31 protein-coding genes and 2 tRNA genes are annotated in these 25,415 nt (G+C 68.8%); 16 read left to right on the forward strand and 17 right to left on the reverse strand.

What is annotated here, in order from left to right:
* Window positions 1-6: 6 nt before the first annotated feature.
* Complete coding sequence (gene secB / locus ABID41_RS07650) at window positions 7-501, reverse strand: protein-export chaperone SecB (RefSeq protein ID WP_331929011.1); 495 nt, start codon at window positions 499-501, stop codon at window positions 7-9.
* Window positions 502-651: 150 nt separating this feature from the next.
* Here secB and timA point away from each other — a divergent pair, with 150 nt between their 5' ends.
* The 8 genes from timA (at window position 652) to ABID41_RS07690 (ending at window position 5,674) form a co-directional block, all read left to right on the forward strand.
* Window positions 652-1,263, forward strand: coding sequence for a TIM44-related membrane protein TimA (timA, locus tag ABID41_RS07655; protein ID WP_331929012.1), 612 nt, complete (start codon window positions 652-654; stop codon window positions 1,261-1,263).
* Between the two features lie 110 nt (window positions 1,264-1,373).
* On the forward strand, window positions 1,374-2,522 hold the full coding sequence (locus tag ABID41_RS07660) for an MltA domain-containing protein (RefSeq protein ID WP_354297373.1): 1,149 nt from the start codon (window positions 1,374-1,376) through the stop codon (window positions 2,520-2,522).
* On the forward strand, window positions 2,519-3,052 hold the full coding sequence (locus ABID41_RS07665) for a Smr/MutS family protein (protein WP_331928850.1): 534 nt from the start codon (window positions 2,519-2,521) through the stop codon (window positions 3,050-3,052). The genes ABID41_RS07660 and ABID41_RS07665 overlap by 4 nt, the downstream gene beginning before the upstream one ends.
* A gap of 82 nt (window positions 3,053-3,134) precedes the next feature.
* The gene (locus tag ABID41_RS07670) at window positions 3,135-4,091 is read left to right on the forward strand and encodes a Tim44 domain-containing protein (protein ID WP_331928851.1); all 957 of its coding nucleotides are present in this window, start codon (window positions 3,135-3,137) and stop codon (window positions 4,089-4,091) included.
* A 118-nt stretch (window positions 4,092-4,209) separates the two neighbouring features.
* A complete protein-coding gene (locus ABID41_RS07675) occupies window positions 4,210-4,629 on the forward strand; it encodes a hypothetical protein (RefSeq protein ID WP_354297374.1) in 420 nt (139 codons plus the stop codon).
* A 122-nt stretch (window positions 4,630-4,751) separates the two neighbouring features.
* Window positions 4,752-5,192, forward strand: coding sequence for a LysR substrate-binding domain-containing protein (locus tag ABID41_RS07680; protein WP_331928855.1), 441 nt, complete (start codon window positions 4,752-4,754; stop codon window positions 5,190-5,192).
* On the forward strand, window positions 5,185-5,349 hold the full coding sequence (locus tag ABID41_RS07685; RefSeq protein WP_331928856.1) for a hypothetical protein: 165 nt from the start codon (window positions 5,185-5,187) through the stop codon (window positions 5,347-5,349). The genes ABID41_RS07680 and ABID41_RS07685 overlap by 8 nt, the downstream gene beginning before the upstream one ends.
* Before the next feature lie 16 nt (window positions 5,350-5,365).
* A complete protein-coding gene (locus ABID41_RS07690; protein WP_331928858.1) occupies window positions 5,366-5,674 on the forward strand; it encodes a polyhydroxyalkanoic acid system family protein in 309 nt (102 codons plus the stop codon).
* Here ABID41_RS07690 and ABID41_RS07695 read toward each other — a convergent pair.
* The gene (locus ABID41_RS07695; protein WP_331928859.1) at window positions 5,625-6,542 is read right to left on the reverse strand and encodes a CPBP family intramembrane glutamic endopeptidase; all 918 of its coding nucleotides are present in this window, start codon (window positions 6,540-6,542) and stop codon (window positions 5,625-5,627) included. The two genes, ABID41_RS07690 and ABID41_RS07695, sit on opposite strands and share 50 nt — an antisense overlap.
* 146 nt (window positions 6,543-6,688) lie before the next feature.
* Between ABID41_RS07695 and ABID41_RS07700 the strand changes: the two genes are divergently transcribed.
* A complete protein-coding gene (locus tag ABID41_RS07700) occupies window positions 6,689-7,690 on the forward strand; it encodes a sensor histidine kinase (protein ID WP_331928861.1) in 1,002 nt (333 codons plus the stop codon).
* On the opposite strand, the gene ABID41_RS07705 is transcribed toward ABID41_RS07700, so the two are convergent.
* Entirely contained in the window at window positions 7,687-9,180 is a 1,494-nt protein-coding gene (locus ABID41_RS07705) for a putative 2OG-Fe(II) oxygenase (protein WP_331928863.1), read from the reverse strand. The genes ABID41_RS07700 and ABID41_RS07705 overlap by 4 nt on opposite strands.
* Window positions 9,181-9,329: 149 nt before the next feature.
* Here ABID41_RS07705 and ABID41_RS07710 point away from each other — a divergent pair, with 149 nt between their 5' ends.
* The gene (locus ABID41_RS07710) at window positions 9,330-9,569 is read left to right on the forward strand and encodes a YdeI/OmpD-associated family protein (protein WP_331928864.1); all 240 of its coding nucleotides are present in this window, start codon (window positions 9,330-9,332) and stop codon (window positions 9,567-9,569) included.
* Here the strand turns inward: ABID41_RS07710 and ABID41_RS07715 are convergent.
* From ABID41_RS07715 to ABID41_RS07725, 3 genes are read right to left on the reverse strand one after another with little or no spacing between them, the layout of a single operon-like run.
* Entirely contained in the window at window positions 9,566-10,351 is a 786-nt protein-coding gene (locus ABID41_RS07715; RefSeq protein ID WP_354297375.1) for a sulfite exporter TauE/SafE family protein, read from the reverse strand. The genes ABID41_RS07710 and ABID41_RS07715 overlap by 4 nt on opposite strands.
* Before the next feature lie 2 nt (window positions 10,352-10,353).
* Window positions 10,354-10,875, reverse strand: a complete 522-nt coding sequence (locus tag ABID41_RS07720; RefSeq protein WP_331928297.1) for a rhodanese family protein — start codon at window positions 10,873-10,875, stop codon at window positions 10,354-10,356.
* Window positions 10,841-11,203, reverse strand: coding sequence for an ArsR/SmtB family transcription factor (locus ABID41_RS07725; protein ID WP_331928299.1), 363 nt, complete (start codon window positions 11,201-11,203; stop codon window positions 10,841-10,843). Before ABID41_RS07725 ends, ABID41_RS07720 begins: the two co-directional genes overlap by 35 nt.
* Window positions 11,204-11,276: 73 nt before the next feature.
* On the opposite strand from ABID41_RS07725, the gene ABID41_RS07730 reads away from it, so the two are divergent.
* Window positions 11,277-12,137 (forward strand): MBL fold metallo-hydrolase, encoded by an 861-nt coding sequence (locus ABID41_RS07730; RefSeq protein WP_331928301.1) that lies wholly within the window; start codon window positions 11,277-11,279, stop codon window positions 12,135-12,137.
* A 114-nt stretch (window positions 12,138-12,251) separates the two neighbouring features.
* Window positions 12,252-12,662 carry a cupin domain-containing protein gene (locus ABID41_RS07735; protein WP_331928303.1) on the forward strand — a complete coding sequence of 137 codons (411 nt, stop codon included), beginning with the start codon at window positions 12,252-12,254 and terminating at the stop codon, window positions 12,660-12,662.
* A 9-nt stretch (window positions 12,663-12,671) separates the two neighbouring features.
* Here ABID41_RS07735 and ABID41_RS07740 read toward each other — a convergent pair whose 3' ends face one another.
* Both ABID41_RS07740 and ABID41_RS07745 read right to left on the reverse strand, forming a co-directional pair.
* Entirely contained in the window at window positions 12,672-12,941 is a 270-nt protein-coding gene (locus ABID41_RS07740) for a hypothetical protein (RefSeq protein WP_331928305.1), read from the reverse strand.
* 116 nt (window positions 12,942-13,057) lie between these two features.
* A tRNA-Ala gene (locus ABID41_RS07745) sits at window positions 13,058-13,133 on the reverse strand.
* Window positions 13,134-13,259: 126 nt separating this feature from the next.
* Here ABID41_RS07745 and ABID41_RS07750 point away from each other — a divergent pair.
* Together ABID41_RS07750 and ABID41_RS07755 are read left to right on the forward strand one after the other, a co-directional pair.
* Window positions 13,260-13,574: a YggT family protein gene (locus ABID41_RS07750; protein WP_331928307.1), complete on the forward strand. Its 315-nt coding sequence runs from the start codon at window positions 13,260-13,262 to the stop codon at window positions 13,572-13,574.
* A 1-nt stretch (window position 13,575) separates the two neighbouring features.
* Window positions 13,576-13,860 (forward strand): DUF167 family protein, encoded by a 285-nt coding sequence (locus tag ABID41_RS07755; protein ID WP_331928309.1) that lies wholly within the window; start codon window positions 13,576-13,578, stop codon window positions 13,858-13,860.
* Here the strand turns inward: ABID41_RS07755 and ABID41_RS07760 are convergent, their stop codons facing one another.
* Genes ABID41_RS07760 through ABID41_RS07770 form a run of 3 tightly spaced genes read right to left on the reverse strand, consistent with a single transcriptional unit; the run spans window position 13,861 to window position 18,558 of the window.
* Window positions 13,861-16,134, reverse strand: coding sequence for a methyl-accepting chemotaxis protein (locus tag ABID41_RS07760; protein ID WP_331928311.1), 2,274 nt, complete (start codon window positions 16,132-16,134; stop codon window positions 13,861-13,863).
* A gap of 46 nt (window positions 16,135-16,180) precedes the next feature.
* Window positions 16,181-16,645 carry a chemotaxis protein CheW gene (locus tag ABID41_RS07765; protein WP_331928313.1) on the reverse strand — a complete coding sequence of 155 codons (465 nt, stop codon included), beginning with the start codon at window positions 16,643-16,645 and terminating at the stop codon, window positions 16,181-16,183.
* Complete coding sequence (locus tag ABID41_RS07770) at window positions 16,645-18,558, reverse strand: methyl-accepting chemotaxis protein (protein ID WP_331928315.1); 1,914 nt, start codon at window positions 18,556-18,558, stop codon at window positions 16,645-16,647. The genes ABID41_RS07765 and ABID41_RS07770 overlap by 1 nt, the downstream gene beginning before the upstream one ends.
* A gap of 234 nt (window positions 18,559-18,792) precedes the next feature.
* Between ABID41_RS07770 and ABID41_RS07775 the strand changes: the two genes are divergently transcribed.
* Entirely contained in the window at window positions 18,793-19,536 is a 744-nt protein-coding gene (locus ABID41_RS07775; protein WP_331928317.1) for an SIR2 family NAD-dependent protein deacylase, read from the forward strand.
* Here the strand turns inward: ABID41_RS07775 and ABID41_RS07780 are convergent.
* A complete protein-coding gene (locus ABID41_RS07780) occupies window positions 19,533-19,817 on the reverse strand; it encodes a hypothetical protein (RefSeq protein WP_331928319.1) in 285 nt (94 codons plus the stop codon). The two genes, ABID41_RS07775 and ABID41_RS07780, sit on opposite strands and share 4 nt — an antisense overlap.
* 276 nt (window positions 19,818-20,093) lie before the next feature.
* Between ABID41_RS07780 and ABID41_RS07785 the strand changes: the two genes are divergently transcribed.
* On the forward strand, window positions 20,094-21,026 hold the full coding sequence (locus tag ABID41_RS07785) for a SurA N-terminal domain-containing protein (RefSeq protein ID WP_354297376.1): 933 nt from the start codon (window positions 20,094-20,096) through the stop codon (window positions 21,024-21,026).
* Between the two features lie 125 nt (window positions 21,027-21,151).
* Here ABID41_RS07785 and ABID41_RS07790 read toward each other — a convergent pair.
* From ABID41_RS07790 to hemC, 5 genes are all read right to left on the reverse strand, one after another.
* A tRNA-Thr gene (locus ABID41_RS07790) sits at window positions 21,152-21,227 on the reverse strand.
* Between the two features lie 43 nt (window positions 21,228-21,270).
* On the reverse strand, window positions 21,271-22,794 hold the full coding sequence (locus tag ABID41_RS07795; protein WP_354297377.1) for a heme biosynthesis HemY N-terminal domain-containing protein: 1,524 nt from the start codon (window positions 22,792-22,794) through the stop codon (window positions 21,271-21,273).
* Window positions 22,791-23,633: a COG4223 family protein gene (locus tag ABID41_RS07800; protein WP_354297378.1), complete on the reverse strand. Its 843-nt coding sequence runs from the start codon at window positions 23,631-23,633 to the stop codon at window positions 22,791-22,793. Before ABID41_RS07800 ends, ABID41_RS07795 begins: the two co-directional genes overlap by 4 nt.
* Entirely contained in the window at window positions 23,630-24,331 is a 702-nt protein-coding gene (locus ABID41_RS07805; RefSeq protein WP_354297379.1) for a uroporphyrinogen-III synthase, read from the reverse strand. Before ABID41_RS07805 ends, ABID41_RS07800 begins: the two co-directional genes overlap by 4 nt.
* 71 nt (window positions 24,332-24,402) lie before the next feature.
* Window positions 24,403-25,371 carry a hydroxymethylbilane synthase gene (hemC, locus tag ABID41_RS07810; protein WP_331931805.1) on the reverse strand — a complete coding sequence of 323 codons (969 nt, stop codon included), beginning with the start codon at window positions 25,369-25,371 and terminating at the stop codon, window positions 24,403-24,405.
* Window positions 25,372-25,415: the final 44 nt, after the last annotated feature.

Consider the following 25,415-nt stretch of genomic DNA (forward strand, 5'->3'; position numbering starts at 1 on the left):
AATTCCCTAGGCGTGGCCGACCGGCTCTTCGCCCATGGCCTGCGCCCGCCGCGCGGCGTAGACGCCAGCGAAGTCGATCGGGTCGAGCATGAAGGGCGGATAGCCACCGTCCGAGGTCACCGAGGCGATGATCTGGCGGGCGAACGGGAACATGAAGCGCGGGCACTCGACCAGCAGCACCGGCTCCAGGTCTTCCTGCGGCACGCCGTTGATCTGGAAGACGCCGCCATAGAGCAGCTCGACGTGGAAGACCGGGCCGTCATCGCGCGTGGCGCGGGCCGAGAGCTTCAGGTCCACTTCAAACAGGCCGTCTTCGCGGCCGCGGGCGTTCATCTCGACGCCCATGTCGATCTGCGGCTGGGCGGCGTTCTGGGCGCGCAGGCTCTCCGGAGCGCGCGGATTCTCGAACGACAGGTCGCGGATGAACTGGGCGAGGACACGGATCGCGGGCTCAGCGGCCGCGCCATTGGTCTCGGGGCCGGCGGCGTCGGTATCGGTCATATTCAGGAAAATCCGGTTGTCGGACGCCTATTCACGTCCTGTTGTGGCCTGGGCTGCTAACATGGCCCCCTTGCCGTGGCAACGTCGCCCCTGACGTGGGCGTTTCGCTGTCCTATATTGAAGTTTGAACGTCCCGAAAGCCCGAAGAAGTTGCAAGTCCTAGAACTGATCATTTTCGCCGGTCTGGCCGGCGTCGTGCTCTACCAGCTCTATGCCGTGCTGGGTCGGCGCGTGGGACGGCAGCCGGAAGACAGCCCGACCAAGGAGGCTGCGCCCGCGACCACGCGGCAGGCGCCGAGCCTGGAGGCCCAGGATGACGGGGTCGGCCTGACGGGCCTGCCGGCCATCAAGCATCGGGACCCCTCCTTCGATCTTTCGCGCTTCCTGGCGGGCGCCAAGGGGGCCTACGAGATGGTGGTCCGCGCCTTTGCGGCGGGCGACCGTGAAACCCTGAAGAACCTGCTGGCGCCGAATGTGATGAGCAGCTTCGAGACCGCCATCACCGATCGCGAGACCAACGGCGTCACCGAGACCGTCGAGTTCCTGCATCCGCCGCGCGCGGACCTGGAGCGCGCCGATCTGCGCGACGACATGGCCAGCATCACCGTCCGTTTCCTGGCCGAGTTCCGCAGCCGGACCAAGAGCATCGAGGGCGAGGCCGTGGACGACAAGCGCACCGCCGAACTCTGGACCTTCGAGCGCAGCCTCAAGAGCCGCGATCCCAACTGGACGCTCGTCCACGTGGACGCCGCCGAGGCCTGACCCCGCAAGGGTAAGATTTCTTTAACCCTTCCGCCGTTTTCCCGCCTGCAACGCAAGGCTATGAGAGGACGGCGGCGCGGCGGGCGCCTGTCGGTTCGATGAGGGGCGAATTGGAACTTCGAAGCTTGTCGCGCCTGTTTCCGGCGCTGCTCCTGACCCTGATCTTGGCGGCGTGCGCCACCCCCAAGGCCGTGCCGCCGCCCGCGCCGCCGAGGCCCGGCCCGTCCGCCCCGCCGCCGACCCGACCGGCGCCGCCGCCCGCGCGTCCGGAGAGCTTCAGCCAGCTTCCTGGCTGGGCGCAGGACGACCATGCCGCCGGTTACGAGGCCTTCCGCACGACCTGCGGCGTTTCGCGTGATCCGGCATTGGGCGAAATCTGTCGCCGGGCCCGAGCTATCGGCCCGCTGGACGCCTATCGCGCCAGGGCGTTCTTTGAGGAGAACTTCCAGCCCGAGCTGATCCTGGGCGAGGGAATCCTGACCGCCTACTTCTCACCGGAGTACGAGGCCCGCGAGCGGCCCGATGCAGAATTTTCCGCACCCGTGCGCCCCAAGCCCATCGACCTGGTGGGCAACGGCGTGGGCGGCAAGGCGGCGCTGCGCCGGGGCCCGGATGGCCGAACCGCCCCCTATCCCGACCGGGCGCTGATCGAGACCTCGCCCATCGGCCAACCGCTGGCCTGGATGCGGCCGGAGGACCTGTTCTTCCTACAGATCCAGGGTTCGGGCGTGCTGAGCTTCCCGAGCGGCCGCAGGTCGAAGGCCGTGTTCGCCGCGACCAACGGCAAGACCTTCGTGGGCATCGCCAATCCCATGCGCGACCGCGGCCTGCTGCCGGCCAACAACACCTCCGGCGAGGCGATCCGCGCCTGGTTGGCCGACAACCGCGGACCGCGGGCCGACGAGATCATGCGGCTCAATCCCCGCTATGTGTTCTTCACCCTGAGCCCCGACGACGGCCGGCAGCCAGTCGGAGCGGCAGGCATACCGCTGCCGGCAGGTCGCGCGATCGCGGTCGACACCGGTCGCAACAGCCTGGGCGACATCTACTTCATCGAAGGCGTGGCGCCGACCCTCAACGGCGCGTTCCCAGCTTATCGGCGCACGGTCATGGCGCTGGACGCCGGCGGCGCGATCAAGGGCCAGGTCCGGGCCGACCTCTATCTGGGCCTTGGGGATGCGGCGGGGGCCGAAGCCGGCCGGGTCCGTCACACTCTGCGCATGCACCGCCTCGTCCCGAAGGTCGGCCCCTATAGATGAAACGCCCAATCCGCCCCGATGAGCAGAAGCTCTGGGCGATGGTCGCGGCGACCGTGCGAGCGAAGCCGGGCCGCAAGGCCGAACTGCCGCCGGCTCCGGCCCCAGGCCATAAGAAGCCGACCGGCAAGGTCGTTGATCCCGCCGCACGCCTGCCCCTGCTGGAGGCCAAACCCGCGCCGCCCAAGCCGCCCCGTATGGCCCCCGAGGACATCGAGCCCGGCCGCAGGCACCGCATCGCCCGGGAGCGAGACCCCATCGGCGCGCGGATCGACCTGCACGGCATGGATCAGGATCGGGCGCGAGCCGCGCTCGAGGCCTTTGTGCTGCGCGCATGGGACGACGGCTATCGCGCTGTGCTGGTCATCACCGGCAAGGGGAGCCGCGGCGGCGGCGTGCTGCGCCATCGCGCGCCCGAATGGCTGGGCGGGCCGACTCTGCGCATGGCCGTTGCCGGCATCTCCGAGGCGCACCGCCGCCATGGCGGCGAGGGCGCGCTCTATGTGGCGCTGAAGCGCAAGCCCAGGGCCTGATGGGTCAAATTCGCGTTGGGGCCTGGAAAAGACCCGCGCGATCCCCGACATAACCGCAGACCACACAAGGGAAACGCCGACTTTGACCTCTCGACTGAGCAAGATTTTCGCCGTCACGGGCCTTTCGCTGGCGATGGGCCTGTCCCTCGCTTCCGAGGCGGACGCCCGCCGCGGCGGCAGCTTCGGCAGCCGTGGGGCCCGGACCTACAACGCCGCCCCGGCGACCAAGACCGCGCCCACCCAGGCGGCCCCGGTTCAGCGCTCGATGACCGAGCGTCAGCCCGGCCAGGCTGCCGCCACCAGTCCGGCGCGGCCGCTTGGCGCGAACCCGATGAATCAGCGCCGCCCCGGCCTGTTCAGCAATCCGCTTGTACGCGGCCTGATGCTGGGCGGACTGCTCGGACTGCTGCTGGGCCATGGCTTCGGCGCCGGCATGGCCGGAATGCTGGGCGGCCTCTTGCAGATCGCCCTGATCGCCATCGTCGCCATGCTGGCCTTCCGGTTCTTGGCTTCGCGCCGCCGCCCGGCCGAGGCCGCAGCGCCGAACGCCGGATCGACCAGCTTCCGCTCGCCCTTCGACATCCAGCAGCCCGCGAGCCCGCAGCCAGCCTACGCGCCCGTCGATCTCGGGCAGGACCTGGCCGTGACCGGCGCTGACCGGGAAGCCTTCGAGCGCCTGCTGCGCGAGGTCCAGGAAGCCTTCGGCCGCGAGGACTACGGCGCGATCCGCGAACGCACCACGCCGGAGATCATGAGCTATCTGGCCGAGGAGCTCGGGCAGAACGCCACCCGCGGCGTGCGCAACAAGGTGAGCGACATCCAGATGCTTGAAGGCGACGTGGCCGAGGCCTGGAGCGAGGGCGACCTGGAGTACGCCACCGCCGCCATGCGCTATTCGAGCCGCGACGTGATGGTCGACCGCGAAAGCGGCGCCATCGTCGAGGGCGAGGATCGCCCGACCGAGACCACCGAGCTCTGGACCTTTGTGCGCCGCCGGGGCGAGCCCTGGAAGGTCTCGGCCATCCAGGAAGCGGCCTGATCGTCTTGATGGCGTCCTTATGCGGGGCGCCATCTTCCACATCGCGCCTTGAGGCCCATCGCGGCCAGTCTGTGACGCGCCGGCTTGAGTAAAGACCGGCCGTCCAGACGAGGGATCCATGCGCGATCTTCGGCCGACCGTCGGCCTCTCCCAACTTCTCGATGCGGCCGGTGTCGGCCCTGACAGCGCCATCCGGGTGACCGGGTCGGGCGCGCTTTTCGCGCTGCTTTGGCTGCACCGGCGCGGCTATGCCGACGTCGGCTGCCTGCACGCCGGCCAGAGAGCGCCGGGCGACGAGGCCGACGCCCTGCTGGCGGCGCATACCGCCACTGTGGAGCGGTTGAGCGACCTGCTCCATCGCGGTCCGCAAGTCCGCCAGGGTGGTATCATCATCGTGCAGACCCGTTCCGGCGAGGGCGGGGCGCAAGCGGTCCTGACCTTCCATCGGCACGGCTTCGAACTGGTGCGTCGCCTGCCCGGCTCGCACCGCGACGTGCTGGTCGCCCGCCGCACGCTCGAATTCCGGCAGGCGGCCTAGCCATGGAAGCCTGCTCCTTTGCGTCCCCGACCGCCTTGCCGCCCGACCCCCAACGACGGCTCGTCCTGGGCGCCACGCTTCCGCTCACCCCGTGCAGCCTGCGCCAAAGGCTCAACCCAGCCATGGCCATCGAGGTGTGCGATGGAGAGGACGCGGACCGGCCCGACGCTATCGTCGCGCCTTATGGAGAGCGGCGGCCGGGATGGCGCTCGGCCCCGCTCTGGTCCGAACCGCTAGCGCTTTATGTCCGGCCAGGTCACGCTCCCGAGCCCGCGGACCTCGCCGACATGACGCTGGTGACCTGCGGCGCCTGGACCAGCGCGATGCTGGCGGGCCTCGGGGTCTCTCCAGCCCACATCCACTACGGCCGCGACTGGCGTGACGTCGCAACCCTGGTCGCGGAAGGCTTCGGCATAACGATCGCCGGCATATCCGCAGCCGAGATCTTCGGTCCCGATGTCCGCGCCCTGCCGATCGACGGCTGGCTCACCTATTGCGTCTATTGGCGAGAGGGCGATGACACGCCGGGCCTGGGGCGGCTGCTGGAGCATCCCCATGGGTGAGGACGACCAATCCCGGCGCGTCCACGGCGGCGCACTGGCGACCTGGCTCGGCATCGTCGCCATGGTCATCATCTTCGTCGCCTCGGTCGTCGTCGCGGCCCGGTCCGAAGTCGCCCAACCCGAGGCGAGGAGCGCTATCGCCGCCGGGCCGTTATAGGCGCGGAGGATCGCCCATGCCAAAGCCTGTCGTCGTCACCATTCCGCACCAGCTCGGCCGCGAGGAAGCCCGCCGGCGAATCGACGAGGGCGTCGGGCGACTGACCCATCAATTCGGCGAGGGGGTGAAGCTAGCCAAGGCCTGGAACGGCGACCAGCTCTCGTTCTCGGCCAGGGTCGTGGGTCAGGCCGTGGCCGGGCGGCTGGACGTGCTGGAGGACGCTGTCCGCATGGAGGTCGACCTGCCGCCCTTCTTCGCGATGATGGCCGACAGGATCAAGGGCCGTCTGAAGAAGGAAGGCCAGTTGATGCTGGAGAAGAAATAGCTCCCATCAGCCGGGGCATCTTCCGGGTCTGCTCGACCAGGCAGACCATGTAGAAGGCCAGCAGCACCTCGTTGACCATATCCTCCAGCCCGCCGGCGGCCGGCGGGTCCTCGGGCAGCATCGGAGCTTGCAGGAGGGCGATCATAAGGTTGGTCGCCACATGGGCGCCGATGGCGAATTCCAGTCCGCCCAGCCGCAGCGCCGCCCAGGCGAAGACCGCCCCCGCCAGCGCGCGGGCGACCAGCGCGGCCGGATCGAACTCCAGGTGCGCCAGGGCGAAAACTACGGCGTTCACGCCGATCAGGATCCAGGTGTTGCGGGTGAAGGCCGCGGTCTGCTGCAGCACGTAGCCGCGGAACACCGCCTCCTCGGCGGTGGCGGCCACTAGCAGCCCGATCAGGACCGCCCCGACATAGGCGAACTTCAGGCCCAAGGACGCGGTCGGGTCGAGGATCGGGAACTGGTACTCGGTATTGTGGATGAGCACCGCGTCCAGAGCCATCAGCACCGACAGGCCTACGGCGGTCGCGCCCGCGCCCCAGAACATGAGCGACCAGCGGAAATGCGGCGCGGCGGTCAGCCAGGTGCCGATGGGCCTGGCGAACACGTATCGGGCGACCAGCATCACCGCCAGCGCCATGGCGCCAAGCCCCGCGCCGAGTTGCAGGACGTAATCGGCCGAGCGCTCCAGGGGCGCTCCCTGCACCCCTTCGAAAATGCGGCCGTCGGTCATCGTCCCCAGCACGATGATGAAGGCGACGGTGAGCACCACGACTGCGAGCGGCATTGCGGCCGCCATCGCGATCAGGCGCGGCCAGCGGCGGTCGCGTTCGGTCACCGTCTGCAGGAAAGGGAAGTGCGTGATCACCCGCCGAATATGCGCTCAAGCCTTGCTCAACACCATGGACCCATACGGAGAAAGCTGGATTCGGCGAGGGTGTTTTTACCGCCAGTTCACCCTACGGCTGTTTTTTCAGCCTTGACCGCAGAACGGGGGAGGTTCGTTCTTCGCCAATGCTTAGGCTGGGCAACCTGAACCTGCGGAGCCGGCTCGCGCCGGACGTGCCGACTTGGGTGACCGAGTGGGTGTGCGCCGGCCTTTGCGCTTCCTTCTCCGGCCTTCTGCGCCTGTGCGTCGATCTGCTGGCCCCGGGGACCCCGCCCTACCTTTTCTTCTTCCCGTTCGTGCTGCTCGCCACCCTGCTGGCCGGCTGGCGTTCGGGCGTCATCGCCCTGACGATCATGATGCTGGGCGTCTGGTACATGATCCTGTCGCCTGCCCGCTTCGGGCCGCTGGACTCCGTCGAAGCCACGACACTGATCCTCAACGGCCTGAGCGGCCTTGCCGTCGTCGCGGTCGCCCAGGCGTTCCGCCGCGCCTATGAGCTGGCCCAGAACGAACGCGCCGCCAAGCTCGAGGTCCGGGAGCTCCTGTTGCGGGAGTTGAACCATCGGGTGAAGAACAATTTCCAGATGGTCGAGGCGCTGCTGGATATGCAAAGGCGTCGCGCCAAGGACGACCAGGCCGCCGCCGCGCTCTCCGATGCGCTTCGGCGCGTGCACTCGATGGCCCAGGCCCACGCCTTCCTCTACTCGCCGGAGAACGCTGTCGAGCAGATCGACCTGGGCGACTACCTGCACGAACTCTGCTCCAGCCTGTCCGACAGCCTGCTGCAGAACGGCCTGGTGCGGCTGGATTGCCGGACGGCTTCCTGGTCGGTTTCTCGGGACCGCGCAGTGGCGGTGGGGCTGGTGGTCAACGAGCTGGTCACCAACGCAGCGAAGTACGCGTTTCCGGACGGGCGCTCAGGTCAGATCCTGGTGGCCTTGTCCGGCCGGCCGGAGGGCTGTGAGCTCACCGTGGCCGATGACGGGATCGGCATGCCCGGCGTTCCGCTGATCAAGGCCGAAGGCATGGGGCGCAAGCTGGTCGAGAGCTTCGCCCGGCAATCGGGAGGCGTGCTCACCGAGGGCGCGGGACCGGGCGTGAGTTACGTCCTCATGCTGCCCAACTAGGCCGGGACGGCGTCGAAGGCGACAGTCAGGCGATCCTCGTCGGACACGAACGGGACCGTCCCGTGCCACATGTACGAGGGAAACAGCACCAGCCGACCGACCCGGGGCTGGACGAAATGCTCGGGCGCCAGGGCGGGTGAGGTGCGCAGGGCCGGCTCGCCGAACTTGATCCAGCCCGCGCGCCCATCCGGGTCGCCGACCACCGAAGGTAGCGACACGTAGAAGGCGGACGACAACCAGCCCTGCGGATGCACATGATTGGTGTGATGACCGGAGGAGCCCAGGCGCACGGACCAGGCGCCCGTGATCGAAGCCGTCCCGGTGTTGCGACGCTCGAAGGGCCCTTCGCCGGCGGGTAGCTCCGCCGCACGCCGGTTCACCGCCTCGCGGAGACGCCCCAGCAGGTGCTCGATGGGCGGCTCATGACCGCCGTCGAGCCGCAGGGTCGCCTGCCCCCCTGCGCGGACCGACTGGCCGAACGGATGGGTGGCGAAGCCGTGCAGCCGCATCAGCGACGCGCGCAGGGCCTCAAGGAATTCATGGCCCTCGGAGGTCTCCGGGTCGAACAGATCATAGGCCGCGACCAGCCGGCCATAGTCGTAGGACCGGCGATAGCGGGGATCGCCGGCCAGCCGCCAGGCCGTGGCCTGCAACGCCAGGGTGAACTGGTCGTCCCTGTTGAGGTCCGCGGCGAGCGACGCCGCGCGGACGGCGCCCTCTGCGTCGCCCGCCGCCATCAGGGCCTGGGCGAGGGACGATTGCGCGTTGAAGTCGTCAGGGGAGCTGCCGATCGAGCGGGCCCAGGCGAGGGCGGCGTCAGTGTCGCCGAGTTCGCAGCAGACCTCGACCGCAAAGACCAGCAGGCGCCGGTCACGCGGCGCCAGCGCCAGCCCGGCCTCCAGCACAGCGCGCGCACCGGCCGGATCGCCGGTATATTCCAGGGCCAGAGCCAGAGCGTAGCGGAGGTTCGCCGCTGTGGGCTGGGCCGCTATCGCCGCCTCGAGCCGTGCGGTCGCGGCGCGGGCGTCGCCGGTCCGCATCCAGACGAGCTGGGCCAGGTCGCGATGAGCTTCCTCGTAGTCAGGCCGGTCCGAAACCGCCTCGACGAAGGCGGCCTCGGCCTCCTCCAGGCGAAGCTGGGTCTGCAGGGCGCGCCCAAGAACCAGCCGGGTTTCGGGCGCCTTCACGCCGAGGGAAATGGCGCGGCGGGCCGCGGTCTCCGCCTCCGCCGCGCGGCCGAGATCGCCCAGCGTCGACGCGAGATTGTGCCAGCAGACGCCATTGTCGGCGAAGCGCCTGACCGCGGCCTGGTTCAGGTCCAGCGCCTCCATCGGCCGGCCGGCCGCCTTGAGCACGCTCGCGCGAGCGGCGAAGACGCCAGGCCCTGCGTCGGGTTGCGTCATAAGGTCGGCGGTGAAGGCCAAGGCGCCAGGCAGGTCGCCCTGGGCAAGGAGGTCATAGGCTTTGCGATAGGCGCCGGCGGTGCTCAAGGCTTCGAAAGTCCCCTGCAGGCCAGGACCGATCCCGGCCTAGCCGGCTTATATCGCTCGCCATTTTTCGCGCAACGCCGTTCATTTTTCGGGTCGGCGGCGAACCTTCACCTTGATGCGTCGTTGTAGCGGCCAGTAGGAGGTCGCCAATGACGCTGAAGCGCGCGCTCAATCCCATGCCGGACGCCGTCCTGGAGGCCTTGCTGAAACGGAACCTGCTGGGCGCCTTCGAGGCTCGCCCGTCGTTCCAACGCAACGACTATCTCGGCTGGATCGCCCGTGCGCGGAAAGACGAGACGCGACGCAAGCGCTTGGACCAGATGCTGGACGAGCTGGAGGACGGCGATATCTACATGAAGATGCGCTGGAGCCGGCGGGCCGATCGCTAGGCGACCGCGCCCGACGCGCGCCAGGCCACATACGCCGCCGTCGCCAGCACCATCAGCGCGAAGATGCGTCGGGCGAAGGCGGCATGGCCGGCCAGCCGTGTGGCCAGCGGACCGCCGGCCAACGCACCGACCGCGCCGCCGGCGATCAGGGCCGCGAACACCGGCCAGTCCACGAGGCCGGAAGCCGCGTAGCTGGCGCTGGTCGCGGCCCCGAACAGAACCACCGAGACCAGCGACGAGGCCGCGGCGTTGGCCAAGGTCATTCCAGTGGCAGCCATCAGGCCCGGCACGATCAGGAAGCCGCCGCCGATGCCGAAGAAGCCGGCCACCAGCCCGACCAGAAGGCCAAGCGGCGCCAGCCGACGCGTCAGGTCCGGGTTCAACCGCACGCCGGGGTCACCCTCGCCCGCCTTCGGCAGCAGCATCGAGAGCCCGACCAGGGCCATGGCGCCGGCGAACCAGAGGATGAGCTGGCCGCCGTCGACCATCTTGGCGACCTGCGCGCCGATCAGCGAGCCGACCAGCCCGGCGCCGCCGAAGACCAGGGCGCACGGCCACTTCACGCGCCCCGCACGAGCCTGGGCGCCAAGCCCTGCAGCGGCGTTGACCGCGACGGCGGCGGCCGAGGTGCCGATGGCGACGTGGGGATCGCCCACCCCGACCACATAGAGCAGCAGCGGCGTGGCCAGCACCGACCCGCCGCCGCCGAACAGCGATAGCAGCAGGCCGATGGCCCCGCCGCCCAGCGCCGCAAGCGCCAGGCTGACGAGAGGCAGGTCCATTGTCAGGCCGTCACGCGGTTCCAGGGGGCCAGCGCCAACAGCCGGGCCATGCCGCAGAAGCCGGTGACTCCCGCGAAGGTAAGGCCCGCGCCCACGAAGGCGGCGATTCCGAAGAAGCCCGGATGGACCGCAAGGCCGAGGCCTACCCCGGCCAGCACCAAGCCGCCGGCGGCGATCTGCACTTGGCGCATCAGTTCCAACGGCGCTTTGCGATTCTCGACCACCGGCAGGCCAGCCGCGGCCCAGCCGTCAAGGCCGCCGTCCAGCACGTAGGCTGGGCCGGAGACCACAGCGGCAAGGCGCTCGCAATTGGCGGCCGTTCGCATGCCGGAACGGCAGGTGAAGATCGCCGCCTGGCCTGCCGGGACCTGCAGCGGATCCGCCGCCAGGGTGGCGAGCGGGCGCAGGTGCGCGCCCTTCACATGGCGACGGGCGAACTCGTCCGGATCGCGGATATCGAACAGGACCGCCCGGCCCTGGGCCAGGAGGTCAGCGGCGTCCTTGGGGGTCAGTTGGGGAAGCATCGGCCTTCTTCATGTCTGGAGGACAGAAGATCTCCGCGAGCGTCGCCACCACCTTCATCGCGGCAGGGTCGGCGATCCGGTACCAGATGGTCTGGCCCTCACGGCGGGTGGCCACGACGGCTTCCTCGCGCAGCACCGCCAGATGCTGCGACAGGGCCGACTGCGAGAGACCGACCAGGGGCAGGAGTTCGCCCACCGATCGTTCGCCTTCAGTCAACTGGCACAGGATCATCAACCGCCGCTCGTTGCCCAGAGCGCGCAGAAGCTTGGCGGCTTCTCCGGCGCTGGCCTCGAAACGGGTGATGTCGAAGTTCGCGAGATCGAACATGGCCGAGATATATGAGTTGTTTCTAAATTAGCAAGATCTTATATGATGGCGGACACCGAAGGAGGCTCCGACCATGAACCCACACGTACAGACATTCTTCGACAAGGCCACCTCGACCGCGACTCACCTGGTGATCGATCCGGCGACCCGCACCGCCGCCGTGGTGGACCCGGTGCTCGACTTCGAGCCGAAGGCCGCGCGGCTGTCGGCTGCATCGGCCGACGCCGTCCTGGCAGCGGTGCAGGACCAGGGCCTGACGCTGGTCTATGTGCTGGAGACCCACGCCCACGCCGACCACCTGTCGGCGGCCGACTACATTCGCCGCAAGACCGGCGCGAAGGTGGTCATCGGGGCGGAAATCACCCAGGTGCAAAAGACCTTCATTCCGATCTTCGAGGCGCAGGACGCCGGCGACAAGGGCGAAGTCTTCGACCATCTGATGGCTGAGGGCGACGTCCTGCCGCTGGGTGACCTGACGATCAGCGTGTTGCACACGCCCGGACACACGCCGGCCTGCGTCACCTACCTGATCGGCGACGCGGCCTTCGTCGGCGACACCCTGTTCATGCCCGACTACGGGACCGCCAGGGCCGACTTTCCCGGCGGGGACGCGGCCACCCTCTACCGCTCGATCCGCAAGATCATGGCTCTACCTGAGGCGACCCGCATCTTCGTCGGCCACGACTACCTGCCGGCCGGACGCGAGGACTTCCGCTGGGAGACGACGGTGGCCGATGAGCGCGTCCGCAACGTCCACGTCCACGACGGCGTCGGCGAGGCCGAGTTCGTGGCCATGCGTGAGCGGCGTGACGCCACCCTGGGCGCGCCGACCCTGCTCTTGCCCTCGCTGCAGGTGAATATCCGCGGCGGGGCTCTGCCGCCCGCCAGCCCGGCGGGGAACGTGTTCCTGAAGCTTCCCGTTACGGTTGCCTGATGGCAGGCTTGGCCGTCACGCTGGCGTCACCGGCGCGGTCTTGACTTGTATCAAAGCCACGCCGCGCTGTCGGCTCAAGGCTGGACCGCAATCAGCACCAGGAAAGGACCCGCGATGAAGGGCTTTGTCGACGATATCGAGGAACTGACCGAGACCAACAAGGACTTCCGCCGGGTGCTGTACACCGGCAAGCATCTGCAGCTCGTGCTCATGTCCATCGCGCCCGGCGAGGATATCGGCGAGGAGGTGCACGACACCCACGACCAGTTCTTCCGCATCGAGAAGGGCAAGGGCGAGGTCTGGATCGACGGCGAGAAGACCAAGGTGAAGGCCGACTTCGGCATCATCGTCCCGGCCGGCGCGCGCCACAACGTGGTCAACACCGGTGACAAGCCCCTGCGGCTCTACACCCTGTACGGCCCGCCCGAGCACCGCGACGGGGTGGTCCAGAAGACCAAGGCCGACGTCACCGAAGAGCACTTCGACGGCGTCCCCACCGAGGAAGCCCCCGGGACGAAGATCTAGAGGCCGCGCCTACTGCGAGATGTGCGGCTTGGAAGCGCGCTGCATGGCGTCGAGGTGTTCCTTGTCCTCAGCGCGGCGTGCTTCCCACTCGCCCTTGGTGGCGCAGACTCGCTTGGGCACCCGGCTGCCGGCCAGCGCCTCGGTCTTGCAGACCATCCGGTCCTTGTCGGCGACCTGCGCCACCTGAGCCTTCGGCGGCTCAGGCGAGGCGGCTGGCGTAGCTGGCGCAGCAGATGACGCATGCAGCGCCAGGGCGGCGGTCAGGACGGCGATGAGCACGAAGGTCGCTCCAGAGCAAAGATGAACCTAGCGCCACCTTAAGCCAAACAACGCGCAAGAAAACAACGTTCGCGGGCACAACGCCGGCGACGACCGTTCTGGGTTGGGCGGATTCCTGGTGGAGCCGAGGGGAGTCGAACCCCTGACCTCCTCATTGCGAACGAGGCGCTCTACCAACTGAGCTACGGCCCCAGGAGGCGCGGACTTAGGGGGCGCGGGGTGGTTCTGTCAAGCGGCTGATGCACTCTTCGGCGTCGCGACTTGCAACCAGCCGCCGGCCAGTCGATACAGGACGCCCAATTCCGCACGGATTTTTCGATGGCCCCGCTGATCGGCTTCGTCTTCTTCCTCCTGGACGCCCTGCTCGGGCTGCTGGTTTTCGCCTTGATCGCGAACGCCATCCTGTCCTGGTTGGTGGCCTTCGACGTCATCAACCTGCGCAACCGCTTCGTCTATGGCGTCGCGCGATTCCTGGATGCGGTGACCCGGCCGGTCCTGGCGCCGTTCCAGCGGATCATTCCAAGCCTTGGCGGCGTGGACATCAGCCCGGTGCTGGCGATCCTGGTGATCTCCGGGCTCCAGCGCTACCTGCTGCCGGCGGCGCATGCGGGCCTGCTGAACCTTTTCTACTGACATGCGGCTGGCCGTCCGGGTCACGCCCAAGGGTGGCCGCGACGCGATCGACGGTTGGGCGCTGGATGCGAACGGACGGCCCCACCTGAAGGTGCGCGTCTCGGTCGCGCCTACGGAAGGCGCGGCCAACGCGGCGGTCATCGCCTTTCTCGCCAAGCAGCTAGGCCGCCCGAAGTCGGCCCTGCGGATCGTCTCGGGCGAGACCTCGCGCCTGAAGATGGTGGAGATCGAAGGCCTGGACGAAGCAGAGGCCGAGGCCGTGCTCGGTCCCCGCCCCGCCGGCTGATCAGAACTCGGTCCAGTCCTCTTCGGCGGCGACACGAGTCCCGCCGGCGACCGCGAGGCGCGGTGTCGGGCGCTGTGGCGGAACCGCATCCGACGCCTGCTGGCCGGTCTTGAACTGCCCGATCAGGTCAGCCAGCTCACTCGCCTCTCCCGCCAAGGCGTGGCTGGCGGCCGTGGACTCCTCAACCATGGCGGCGTTCTGCTGGGTCACCTGGTCCATCTGGTTGACCGCGGAGTTGACCTGGTGGAGGCCCACGGCCTGTTCCTGGGCGCTGGCGGCTATCTCGGTGACGATGCCGTTGATCTCGGCCACCTGGCTGACGATGAGCTGAAGGACCCTGCCGGTGTCGGCGACCAGGCTCACCCCCTGCCCCACCTGGGCCGAGGAGGCGTTGATCAGCGCCTTGATCTCCTTGGCGGCCTCGGCCGAGCGCTGGGCCAGGGCCCGCACCTCTGAGGCGACGACCGCAAAGCCCTTGCCCGCCTCGCCGGCGCGAGCCGCCTCGACCCCCGCGTTGAGGGCCAGAAGATTGGTCTGGAAGGCGATCTCGTCGATCACCCCGATGATCTGCCCGATCTGCTTGGACGAGTCCTCGATCTGGCCCATGGCGGCTGTCGCCCGCTGGACGACGTCGGCGCTGTCGGCGGCGTTGGCGCGGGCGGTCTCGACCACCCCTTGCGCGTGACCAGCCCCCTCGGCGGTCTTGCGGACCGTGGCGGTGATCTGGTCGAGAGCTGCGGCCGTCTCTTCCAGGCTGGCCGCCTGCTGCTCGGTCCGGCGCGACAGGTCGTCGGCCGCCTTGCTGATCTCCCCGGCCCCCGAACGCATGCTGGAGGCGACACCGACCACCACGCCCATGGTGTTCTGGAGCTGGCTCATGGCGACGTTGAAGTCGTGCTTCAGGGACTCGTATTCGGGCGCCACCTGGGCCTCGACCCGAGCGGTGAGATCGCCCTGCGCCAGATGCTCCAGGGCGCGCGCCAGGGCGGTGACCACGATGGCCTGCTGCTCGGCGACCGCGGCGCGTTCGGCTTCAGCCCGCTGACGCGCGGCCTCGGCGGCGGCGTTGGCCGCTTCCTGGCCGGCGCGCAGATCACGGTTCTCGGCCAGGCCGTGGCGGAACCCATCGAGGGCGCGGGCGATCTCGCCCACCTCGTCATGCTTGTCGGCGCCGCGCACCGCCTTGTCGTAGCGCCCGGCGGAAAGTTCGCCCACCGCCGCCGTGATACCGGCCAAGGGCTGGCGAACCAGCTTGTCGACCGCAAGGAAAAGAGCGCCGAGCACCAGCGCGAGAATTGCCAGTCCGCCGACCGCAAGCCAGATGGCGAGCTTGCGAGCGGGACCGGTGATGTGGCTGGTCCGCACGTCCATCACCACGGCCCAGGTCGAGTCGAGGCCCGGCAGCGGGGCCGGCGTCACCAGCCGCTCGACCTTGCCGCCCGGCAGGTCCAAGCCGCTCAGCAGGACCGGCTTGCCGCCGCTCATCGCGCCCTTCAACTCGGCAAGGCCGGCATCGGCATACGGCTTCATGCGAAGCTGAGCCTCCGGATGGGAAACCCAGTTGGCTGCGGGTGAGACCAGCATGACCCGGCCATCCCCGAACGGGCGCAACGCGCCGAGTTGGGAGGAGATATCGTCCAGCGCCAGGTCCAGCCCGGCCACGCCGATCAGCTTTCCACCCGACGTCACAGGGAACGTGACCGAAGTCATGGAGATGGTCTTGCCGCCGACCTCATAGGGATAGGGCTCGACGATCGCCGCCTTGCCGCTGCGGAACGTCGTCTGGAAGAAGGGCTGGTCGTAGTCGCTGCCGGTGTCGAGCGGCTCGAGCTCGATCTGGCCGCCGTCATTCACCCAGTAGGGCGTGAATTGGCCGAGCTTGTTGGAGCCGGCCGCCGTGTCGCCAAGATGGGCGGCGTCCTGGCCATCCAGGGCGTTCGGGACCTCCATGAACCACGCACCGAGGATCATCGGCGAGGCGGAGGCCGCCGGCTTGATGATCTCGGCCAGGGCCTTGCGATCATGGATCCCGGCCGCGTGCGCGGCGCCGAGGCTTCCCGCCATGGAGCGGCCGAGCCCCTGGATCTCGCCGATGTCGCTGGCCACCTCGGCGGCGGCCTTGCCGGCCAGCGCCTCGGCGTTGTCGTTGGAAAGGCTACGGACCATGCCGCTCGCGTTCGCCGCCACGAGGGCGGCGGCCAGCAACAGCAGCGCGCCGATAGCGCAGCCCGCCGCGAGCAGGAGTTTTCCTGCGATGGATAGACGGGCCAGCATGAACCCCCCGGTTCCGTTTTTAGCTGTATGAGAGCGGCTGGTGCGCCTAGGCGGCGACCTGGATGTCAGGCGGCAGGATCGCGTCGAGGGCCAGCAGCGAAACGATGCCGGTGTCCGTGGTCATGACGCCTGTAACGTAGGAGGTCGATTCCGGGCTGCCGACTTCCGGCGGCGGCTGGATCAGGCCCTCGGTCACAGTGAGGATGTCGGAGACCGCGTCCACGACAAGGCCCATCTGCGCCTCGCCGATCTGGGCCACCACCACCACCGAGGAGGCGCTGGGGTTGGCCATGCCAAGGCCCAGGCGCGCGCCCAGGTCGATGACCGGCAGGATCGCCCCGCGGAGGTTCATCATGCCGAGCACGTGCGGCGGCGCGTGCGGCAGCGGGGTCGCCGCGGTCCAGCCGCGGATTTCACGCACAGCCATGATGTCGATCGCGTAGGCCTGCTCGCCAATACGGACCGAGATCAGCTCGGCGCCTGGCTTGGGGATACGAGAAGCGGTTTCCATCAGAACTCCTCCCAATTGTCAGCATCGTCGACCGGCTCCAGCCTGCGGGCCGTGGCCGCGCCCGAGACGTAGCTGCGCCGGGCGGGCGAAGCGACGGGGCGATGCGCAGGCGCCGGTCGGCGTGCGACGATCGGGCGGTCGTTGTCCTGGCCGATCACGAACTGGCCGAGGAGGCGAGCGAGATCGTTGGCCTCGTTGGCGAGGGCGTGACTGGCGGCGGTGGACTCTTCGACCATGGCCGCATTCTGCTGCGTGACCTGATCCATTTGATTAACAGCGGTGTTGACCTGGTGGAGGCCGACGGCCTGTTCCTGGGCGCTGGCGGCGATCTCGGTGACGGCGCTGTTGATCTCGGTCACCTGGTCGGCGATCCGTTGCAGAGCCTTGCCGGTTTCGGCGACCAATTCGACGCCCTGGCCGACCTGGGCCGAGGAGGCGTTGATCAGGGTCTTGATCTCCTTGGCCGCTTCGGCCGAACGTTGGGCCAAGGCCCGCACTTCGGAGGCGACGACGGCGAAGCCCTTGCCGGCATCGCCGGCGCGAGCCGCCTCGACCCCGGCGTTCAAGGCGAGCAGGTTGGTCTGGAAGGCGATTTCATCGATCACCCCGATGATCTGCCCGATCTGCTTGGACGAATCCTCGATCTGACCCATGGCCGCGGTGGCGCGGGTGACGACGATAGCGCTGCGCTCGGCGTCGCCGCGCGCGGTTTCGACCACTTGGCGGGCGTGGTTGGCGCCGTCCGCCGTACGGCGGACCGTGGCGGTGATCTCATCGAGGGCTGCGGCCGTCTCTTCCAGGCTGGCGGCCTGCTGCTCGGTCCGGCGCGAAAGGTCGTCGGCTGCGTCGCTGATCTCATCGGCGCCTGAGCGCATGGTGGCGGTGTTGCCGGCGATCACCCGCATGGCTTCCTGCAAGGTGGCCAGGGCGGCGTTGAAGTCGGTCTTCAACTGCTCGGCCTTCGCGTGGAAGGTCGCCGTGATGCGATGGGTCAGGTCCCCTTGGGCCAGTTTGCCCAGAGCCTCGGCGAGAGCGCCGATGGCGATGGCGTCGGCCGCGGCCTCCCGGGCCTTCTCTTCCTCGCGCGCCTGGCGTTCAGCCTCAGCGCCGGCACGTTCGTCGGCCGCTCGAGCTTCAACTCGCAGCTTCTCGATGGCCGCTTCCTTGAAGCTGAGAACCGCCTTGGCCATCTGGCCGATCTCATCCCGGCGACCCAGGGCCGGCACGTCGACCGTATTGTCGCCGCCGGCCAGACGGCCCATGACGTGGGTCATCTGCGCCACCGGAGAGGCTATGGCGCGGGAGAGAGCCCAGGCCATGAACGCCGCCACCAGCATCGCCAGCGCGCTGCCGCCGATAAGCGTGATCTTCGCCTGGCCCATGGCCTGCTGCTGACTGGCCCAACGCTTGGCGACCAGCCCCTGCTGGGCGTCGAGCATTTCGGTATGAATCTCGCGAATCTTGGTCAGTCGCTCGGAGACCAGGGCGGCGCGGGCCTGTTCGGCCGTTTCCGGATTGCGCATCAGCGCGATAGTCTCGTTGGTCTCCGTCCGCCATTCGGCGACCGCCGCCTTCAGGCGGAGGCCGCGCTCGCGTTGCTCCGGCCGGGTCGTGCGGCCGAGGAAGTCCTCCAGGTGCTTGTCCGCCGCTTGGCCGTGGCGTTCATAGTTCTCCAGGAATGTTTCGGCGCCCGTAGCGACGAAACCGCGCTCCGCGTTCTGCTGTTCGACAATGTCGGCGAGGACGCCCTGCACGTCCTCGATATTCCGATAGCTTACATTGTTCGCCTTCGCCGCCTCGAGCGCGGAGCCGAGACTCACGAACACCAGACCGGAAGCCAGCGCGAACACCGCCAGGATCACTGCGAAGGCCGCAGTGAGCTTGGCCGGAATACGCACATTACTGAAACTCATGGAAGACGCCCCAAAACTAGTAAGCCGCTCAACTCTTAAATTGCACCGCTTTCTGCTCTGTTAATCGTGATTAATAAGGCCGGCGCAGATTGTCGCACCCCGCCATCATGCTTGGTATTACTTTGTTTGAACTAAGAACTACTGGATGAGCGAGCCTTCGCCACCACCAGCCATACCGGCTGGCGCCGCCGCGTGCGGCGCGCTACCGATGAAGCGCCGCCAAGGAGGATGCCGATGTCAGACCGCGCCCAACTGGCCAGGGCCATCGAGCAGGCCCGGCGGATCGTGGTGTTTACCGGGGCGGGCATTTCCACCGAGTCGGGCATACCCGACTTCCGCAGCGCCGGCGGCGTCTGGAGTCGAATGAAGCCGATCTACTTCCAGGAATTCGTCGCCGACGAGGATCGGCGGCGGGAGGCCTGGCGACGGATATTCTCAGGCTCGGCGGGCTGGACCGGCGCCGCTCCGAACGACGGCCATACTGCCGTCGCCAAGCTGGTGGCCGACGGTAGGGCCCACGCGGTGATCACCCAGAATGTCGATAACCTGCACCAGGAATCAGGCGTGCCTGGCGACAAGGTCATCGAACTGCATGGCAATGCGCACTACGCCCGTTGCCTGACGTGCGGCCAGCGGCATGAGTTCGCCGAATTTCGCGACGGCTTCCTGGAGCGGGGCGAAATACCGGCCTGCCGCGTCTGCGGCGGGCTGGTGAAATCGGCCACCATCTCCTTCGGCCAATCCATGCCGCAGGCCGAAATGGACCGGGCCGAGGCTGCGACGCTCGACTGCGACCTCTTCCTCGTACTCGGCTCGTCCCTGGTGGTCTATCCGGCCGCGGGGTTTCCCCTGTTGGCCAAGCGCAACGGCGCCATACTGGCCATCGTCAATCGCGAGGCGACTGACCTGGACCCCTATGCCGACATCGTCCTGCACGACGAGATCGGCCCGGTAATGCGCGAGGTCCTGAATCTCTAGGCGTTGGGCCGTTTCACGGGGCGCGCTCGCAGCCGGGCCGGCGGCGGCTCGGCGCGGAAATCGCCGGCGGTCCCGAGCTTGGCGTTGCAGGAGGGACAACGGATGACGGCCTCGTCCCCCAACGCCTCGTCGATGAAAATCCCCGCCCCGCAGGGTTTGCACTTCCAGTCGAACTGCGGCGCAGGCGGGGGCTCGGGCGGCTTCTTCACCACCTCCGGAACCACCACCTTGGGCGGGTTCTTGAGTGAAAGTATCGGGCGGCGTTTCGGCTCGTCGCTCATGATCGGGAGAACTTGAGGCGCTTGTAACGAAGGCGGACTTTAGGCACGCGGCAGCTTTTCCCTTGTCCGGCCAGGAGTTGCAACATCAAAGCGGCCCGTCAGGCCGCGTCATCTCGGCCCTGGTCGCACGCGAGAACCCTCTCGCCGCAGATCGCTGTTCGTGACAGCTTAAGGTGTTTCGAGCTTAAAGGGTTGACTGGCCGTCCAGACCTCAGGCGCACGACGAAGGCGCAGGACATACGGACCGCCGAAAAGGACGCATTCGGGGAGAAACCGATGAGACTGAACTGGACTCGTGGCGCAGCGCTGCTGGCCTGCATCGCCATGAGCGGTTGCGGCATGATCGGCGGGTCGAAGAAGGCCCCCGCAGGACAGGTCGTGGCCACAGTGAACGGTGAGGAAATCACCATCACCGAGCTCAATCGCGAGATGGGGGGCGCCTCACCGGCCGATCCGCAGCAGCGCAAGGCGATGGAACAAGCCGCGCTGCAGAACATCGTCACGCGCAAGCTCCTCGCCCAGACGGCCAAGGAGCAGAAGCTCGACAAGACTCCTGTCTACGCTCAGCAGGAGGCCCAGGCCAAGGAGGGGCTGCTGGTCGGCGCCCTGCAACGCAAGATCGCCTCGACGATCACCAACCCGACCCGGGCCGACGCCGAGAAGTTCGTCTCCGATCACCCCAACATGTTCGCCCAGCGGCGCGTGATGGTGGTCGATCAGGTCATCTTCGGAAAGATCGACCAGAAGCTGATGGAAGAGTTCAAGCCGCTGACCACCCTTGAGCAGATCGAGGCCGTGCTCACCCGCGAGAGCATCGACTTCCAGCGCACGACCACCGTGCTGGATACGCTCAACGCGCCGGAAGGCCTCACCGACACGCTGATGAAGCTGCCAGCCGGCGAGATCTTCATCTTCCCCCGCGGCAACGCGGTGTTCGCCAACCAGATCCGCGAGAACCGGGTCATGCCTTTCGTCGGCGATCGAGCCATCACCTACGCCCAGGCCGGCCTGAAGCAGAAGCGCACACAGGAAGCCCTGGCCAAGCAGATCGAGGCCATCCGCAAGGGCGCCGAGGACAAGGTCACCTACAACGACAAGTACAAGCCCGAGAAGCCCAAGCCCGGCGCCGCGCCCGCGGCCAAGGCGGCGCCGGCGGCTGCGGCTCCATCCGCCCCGGCGGCCTCGGCTCCGCCTGCGCCCAACACCTGAGGCCTGGGTCCATTCCAGTTCGGTTGAAGGCGTGGCGGGCGACCGCCACGCTTTTTTCATGCGCTTGGCGCGCGAGCGGTGCGGCCGAGGGCCGCCGCCATTCAGTTCCGTGATGTCGGAAAGGATGGTGCCGCTTACAGGACTCGAACCTGTGACCCCCTCATTACGAATGAGGTGCTCTACCAGCTGAGCTAAAGCGGCCTGGCATCGCTCTCGCCCGCCTTACGGCGAAGCGAGGGAGCGCCTACTTAGCGACTCTCGGGCCGCTCGCCAAGCGCCGCCTTCCGGAAGCACGACGTTCTCCGCCTCTTGGGGCCGGCGGAGGGGGCAAATCTTCGTCCTCATAGAGCTCGTCGGCGATCTCGTAGGGGACCGCCTCGGCCTCATGCGCTTCGACGAAAGGCGCGGGCTCATAGGACATCGGCAGCTCGGGAAGCGCCCCCAGGGCGCGTTCGCGCCGCTCGTGCCGCGGATGGATCAGTTCGCCGGTCTCGGCGAAACTCACCACCAGCCGCGCCCAGTCGGCGGGCTCGTAGGCGAAGGCTCGCCCCTCGGGGTCCAGATCCGACCAGTCGGGCTCCTGCTCGGCGGCGCCAGCCTGAGCCATCCACATCCGCGCCTCGTCCGGCTGGCCGGCCACGAAGGCCACCCGGGCGAACAACGCTGCGGTCCTGGCGGTGACCGGCTCGGCCTCCAGCGCCTTCACCGCTTGCTGTGCGCCGCTTGAGTCGCCGGCCACGAGAGCCTGTTCGACCATCAGGATGCGGCTCTCTCGCGCGCCGGGATTCAGCGCGGCCAGATGGCGCAACCGATCGGCGCGCTGGCGCGGCGTTTCGGTGGTCTTCAAATCGCGATAGGCCAGCCATAAGGCCGGATGCGGCGCGGCCTTCCAGGCGGTCTCCAGGCCTTGAGCAGCGCGGCCGGCCTTTCCGTCGGCGGCGAGCAGGCGCGCGGCCATCACCACGCCCGGCGCAAAGGTCGGCTGCAACTTGGCGGCCTCCGCCGCAAGGTCCAGCGCCTGCGCGCGCCGTTTCGGATCGGCGTCGCCCTCGAACTGGGCCGCGGAGGCGGCCAGCAAAGCCGCTCGCGCCCGATCGGCGATGATCGGCGAGACGATCTTGCGGTCGAGGGCGCTCTTGGCCAGCTCGCGTGCGCCATCCCAGTCAGCCACATCGAGCCGCGCCTCCAGCAGGGCGAGCCAGGCCCAGCGCCCGGTCCGCGGCAAGGCATAGGCCTGCTCGGCGTGAGAGGCGGCGCCCGCGACATCGCCACGGCTCAGCGCGAGCTGCATCAGCCCCTTGTGGCCGGCCAGCCGCATGTCGGGCAGCGCCAGCATGGCCGTATAGGCCGCCTGGGCTGCGGCGGCGTCACCCGCAGCCTCGGCCGCCTGGGCCGCAAGCACCCGCGCCAGGCCCGGCGCCTCGTCGGCGAGATCGGCCGCTTTCAGAGCCAGGCGTCGCGCCTCCGAACCGTCACCTGCAGCCGCAGCCACGAAGCCGCGGGTCAGCACCTCGTTGGCCTGCCGGCGCTTGGCCTCCGCCCTCGCCCGCTCCGCCCGGCGCGGCGCCTCGGCCGCCCAGAGCAGCAGCCGCCACAGCATCATCGCAGACAGCGCCAGCAGGAGGGTGATCAGCACGAAGGCCGCCGCGGTCATGTCCGCCCGCCAGCCCAACCACTCGACCGTCGCGTGGCCGGGCTCGCCGGTCACCGCCAGGATGGCCGTGGCGAGCGCCGCCACCAGGAAGATGATCAGGGCAGCGCGAATCATCCAGCGCTCCGCGCCAGATCCCCCAGCGCCTGGTCACGCAGGCGGCTGATCTCACGGTCGATCTTCGCGCGCCGTTCAGCCCGATCCCGCCAGGGCGCCAGGGCGTCCTGGGCGCTAGGCGGAAGCGCCTCGAGCGTGGCCAGCGCCGCCACGATGTCTCCGTCTTCCACCTGACGCTCGGCCCGGGCCAGCACGGCGTCGGCGCTCGAACCGGGCACGTCGCCGATCCGTCGCAAGGCCACGACCCGCGAGAGCGCATAGGTGATCCGAGCCATGATCCCGGCCCCTTCTCCAGGCGCCCGCGCGGCCGAAGCCGCCCGCGCCGCATAGTCGGGGAAGCTGGCGGCCAGCGCCCAGCGACTGGGCGCGCCGCGCTCGGCGTCGACGGTCAGGGCGCGCAGGTCCAGCGATGGTGCTACAGCCGCCAGCGCCTTGACCTCCTGGGCGAAGGGCCGCGATCCCTGCGCGGCCTGCATCAGGACGCCGGCAGCCAGGGTCGAGGCGGCGGCGGAGTTCAGTCGCGCGCGGTCGGCTTCGAGCACCTCCAGGCGCTGGGCCATGGCTGCGTCGGGCGCCGGCGGCGCGGCTTCCACGGGCGCCGGTGCGGACGTCGCGGGCGCTTCAGGCAGCGCCGCGGGGGGAGCAAAGGTTTCGACTGACAGAGCTGGCGCCATCCCCGTCCGGGGCTTGGTCGGGTAGAGCTGCGGGCCGAAATTCGCCAGGGCGTATCCGCCAGCCAGGCACGCCAGACCGAACAGCACCACCGCGCCGACCCCGAGGCCTCTCCGGCGACGGCTGTAGGCGCCCGGATCGCGTGGTGCGGATAGCTGGTCGCTCATGGTTGACGGTCTATCAGATTCAGCAGCGCGGCTTCGAGCGGAAAGGGCGATGACAGCCTGGCCGCAGCCGTGGTCCCCAGCAACGGCGCCAGGGCGGCCTGCGACATGGCCAGCAATCTCAGATGAGGTTGCGGCTGAGCCTCGAGCACGGCCGCAAGCGCCTTGCCGCCCTTGGGTGAATGGACCAGGGCGACGTCAACGTCCGAAAGCGCCGCCATCTGTTCGGCGGAAAGCGCGACCGGCACGGTTTCGTAGAGCGCCTGGGCGCGAACTTCGACATCAGCCCGGGCCAGCGCTCCGGCCAGGTCTCCCGCCAGCTCGGCCGCGCCCGGATGCAGGACAAGGCCGCCGATCTCACCGCGTCGGGCGGCGATGCCTTCGGCCAGCGCGGCCACATCACCGTCCGTGGAGAGTATACGCCGGAACCCCGCAACCTTGGCGGCCTGGGCGGTGGCCGCGCCCACGGCGAAGACCTGCAGGTCCCGCACGGCGCTCAGGCCCGCAAAGGCGCGCACGCCGTTGGCGCTGGTGAAGGCCAGCGCCTTTACCCCGGCCAGATCGACCTCGGCGTCTGCGAGCGACCGAACTTCGAGCAGGGGAGCGACGAACGGTTCGTGCCCCCGCTCGCGCACGCGGGCGGCGGTGGCGTCGGCGCCAGGCTGGGCGCGGGTGATCCAGATCTTCTGCGGGCGGGGCATAGGAGAACGATCAAGCGTGACAGTTCATGACCCTGACGATGTACGGGCCTGGAATCAACGCCCCGCCACGGCTATTCCGGCGGGAGGATCAGTTCGCCGCCCTCGGCCTTGACCGCTTCGCCCAGGGAGAAGCCCAGGGCGCGGGCCGCCTCCTGCGGATCGGCCGCGGAGGAGAGCTCGGTCGAACCTTCATGCCTGAATCGGTGCGCGCCGTCGGCCGACAGTGCCTCGACGATCAGATGCAGGGATCCGTTGGCCAAGCGCGCATGGGCCCCGATCGCCGTCTTGCAGGACCCTTCCAGCGCCGTCAGGGCGCCACGCTCGGCGGCGACGGCCACGGCGGTCGGCCTGTGCCGGATAGCCTCCAGCCATGGGGCGCCAATGTCCGAGACCCGGGTCTCGATGGCCAGCGCGCCCTGGCCCGGGGCCGGTGGGCATTCCACGGGGTCCAGCAGGCTCTGGGGCAGTTCGCCCAGGCCCAGGCGCTTGAGGCCCGAGAGCGCCAGCAGAATGCCATCGGCTTCGCCCGCCGCCAGCTTGGCCAGGCGCGTGTCCACGTTCCCCCGCAGCATCTGCACGTCAAGGTCCGGGCGGCGATGCAGAGCCTGGGCCTGGCGCCGCAGCGAGGCGGTGCCGAGGATCGCGCCCTGCGGCAAATCTTCCAGCCGCTCTACCTTGTGGCTGAGGAAGGCGTCCCGCGGGTCCTCCCGCTCGGGGATGGCCGCAATGCAGAGGCCGTCCGGCAGTATGGCCGGCATGTCCTTCATCGAGTGCACCGCACAGTCGATGGCGCCGGAGAGCAGCGCCTCCTCGATCTCCTTGGTAAACAGGCCCTTGCCGCCGATTTCCAGCAGCCGGCGGTCCTGCACCCGGTCGCCGGTCGTGGTGATGACGATCAGTGGCGCGACAGCCTCGACCTCCTTCGGGTCGTTCGGGTCGGCCCCGAGCGCGGCCGCGATGCGGCGCTGGACCATGCCGCTTTGGGCCAGGGAAAGCTTGGAGCCGCGGGCTCCGATCCGGACGGGCGGTTGCGTGGGCACGACGCGCAGTCTACCTCGGCGTTAATGGAGGCTCCGGCCTATAG

The sequence above is a fragment of the Phenylobacterium koreense genome (genome assembly GCF_040545335.1).
GTDB classification, from domain to species: Bacteria; Pseudomonadota; Alphaproteobacteria; order Caulobacterales; family Caulobacteraceae; genus Phenylobacterium; species Phenylobacterium koreense.

Coding starts and splice junctions, on each gene's coding strand:
- ABID41_RS07690 (WP_331928858.1), top strand. CDS start 5,366: ATGCCAAAGCCTGTCGTCGTCACCATTCCGCACCAGCTCGGCCGCGAG.
- ABID41_RS07770 (WP_331928315.1), bottom strand. CDS start 18,558: ATGAGTTTCAGTAATGTGCGTATTCCGGCCAAGCTCACTGCGGCCTTC.
- ABID41_RS07700 (WP_331928861.1), top strand. CDS start 6,689: ATGCTTAGGCTGGGCAACCTGAACCTGCGGAGCCGGCTCGCGCCGGAC.
- ABID41_RS07715 (WP_354297375.1), bottom strand. CDS start 10,351: ATGGACCTGCCTCTCGTCAGCCTGGCGCTTGCGGCGCTGGGCGGCGGG.
- ABID41_RS07735 (WP_331928303.1), top strand. CDS start 12,252: ATGAAGGGCTTTGTCGACGATATCGAGGAACTGACCGAGACCAACAAG.
- ABID41_RS07750 (WP_331928307.1), top strand. CDS start 13,260: ATGGCCCCGCTGATCGGCTTCGTCTTCTTCCTCCTGGACGCCCTGCTC.
- ABID41_RS07710 (WP_331928864.1), top strand. CDS start 9,330: ATGACGCTGAAGCGCGCGCTCAATCCCATGCCGGACGCCGTCCTGGAG.
- ABID41_RS07675 (WP_354297374.1), top strand. CDS start 4,210: ATGCGCGATCTTCGGCCGACCGTCGGCCTCTCCCAACTTCTCGATGCG.
- ABID41_RS07805 (WP_354297379.1), bottom strand. CDS start 24,331: ATGCCCCGCCCGCAGAAGATCTGGATCACCCGCGCCCAGCCTGGCGCC.
- ABID41_RS07725 (WP_331928299.1), bottom strand. CDS start 11,203: ATGTTCGATCTCGCGAACTTCGACATCACCCGTTTCGAGGCCAGCGCC.
- ABID41_RS07760 (WP_331928311.1), bottom strand. CDS start 16,134: ATGCTGGCCCGTCTATCCATCGCAGGAAAACTCCTGCTCGCGGCGGGC.
- ABID41_RS07720 (WP_331928297.1), bottom strand. CDS start 10,875: ATGCTTCCCCAACTGACCCCCAAGGACGCCGCTGACCTCCTGGCCCAG.
- ABID41_RS07665 (WP_331928850.1), top strand. CDS start 2,519: ATGAAACGCCCAATCCGCCCCGATGAGCAGAAGCTCTGGGCGATGGTC.
- ABID41_RS07765 (WP_331928313.1), bottom strand. CDS start 16,645: ATGGAAACCGCTTCTCGTATCCCCAAGCCAGGCGCCGAGCTGATCTCG.
- ABID41_RS07780 (WP_331928319.1), bottom strand. CDS start 19,817: ATGAGCGACGAGCCGAAACGCCGCCCGATACTTTCACTCAAGAACCCG.
- ABID41_RS07755 (WP_331928309.1), top strand. CDS start 13,576: ATGCGGCTGGCCGTCCGGGTCACGCCCAAGGGTGGCCGCGACGCGATC.
- ABID41_RS07680 (WP_331928855.1), top strand. CDS start 4,752: ATGGCCATCGAGGTGTGCGATGGAGAGGACGCGGACCGGCCCGACGCT.
- ABID41_RS07685 (WP_331928856.1), top strand. CDS start 5,185: ATGGGTGAGGACGACCAATCCCGGCGCGTCCACGGCGGCGCACTGGCG.
- ABID41_RS07785 (WP_354297376.1), top strand. CDS start 20,094: ATGAGACTGAACTGGACTCGTGGCGCAGCGCTGCTGGCCTGCATCGCC.
- ABID41_RS07775 (WP_331928317.1), top strand. CDS start 18,793: ATGTCAGACCGCGCCCAACTGGCCAGGGCCATCGAGCAGGCCCGGCGG.
- ABID41_RS07795 (WP_354297377.1), bottom strand. CDS start 22,794: ATGATTCGCGCTGCCCTGATCATCTTCCTGGTGGCGGCGCTCGCCACG.
- secB (WP_331929011.1), bottom strand. CDS start 501: ATGACCGATACCGACGCCGCCGGCCCCGAGACCAATGGCGCGGCCGCT.
- ABID41_RS07800 (WP_354297378.1), bottom strand. CDS start 23,633: ATGAGCGACCAGCTATCCGCACCACGCGATCCGGGCGCCTACAGCCGT.
- ABID41_RS07730 (WP_331928301.1), top strand. CDS start 11,277: ATGAACCCACACGTACAGACATTCTTCGACAAGGCCACCTCGACCGCG.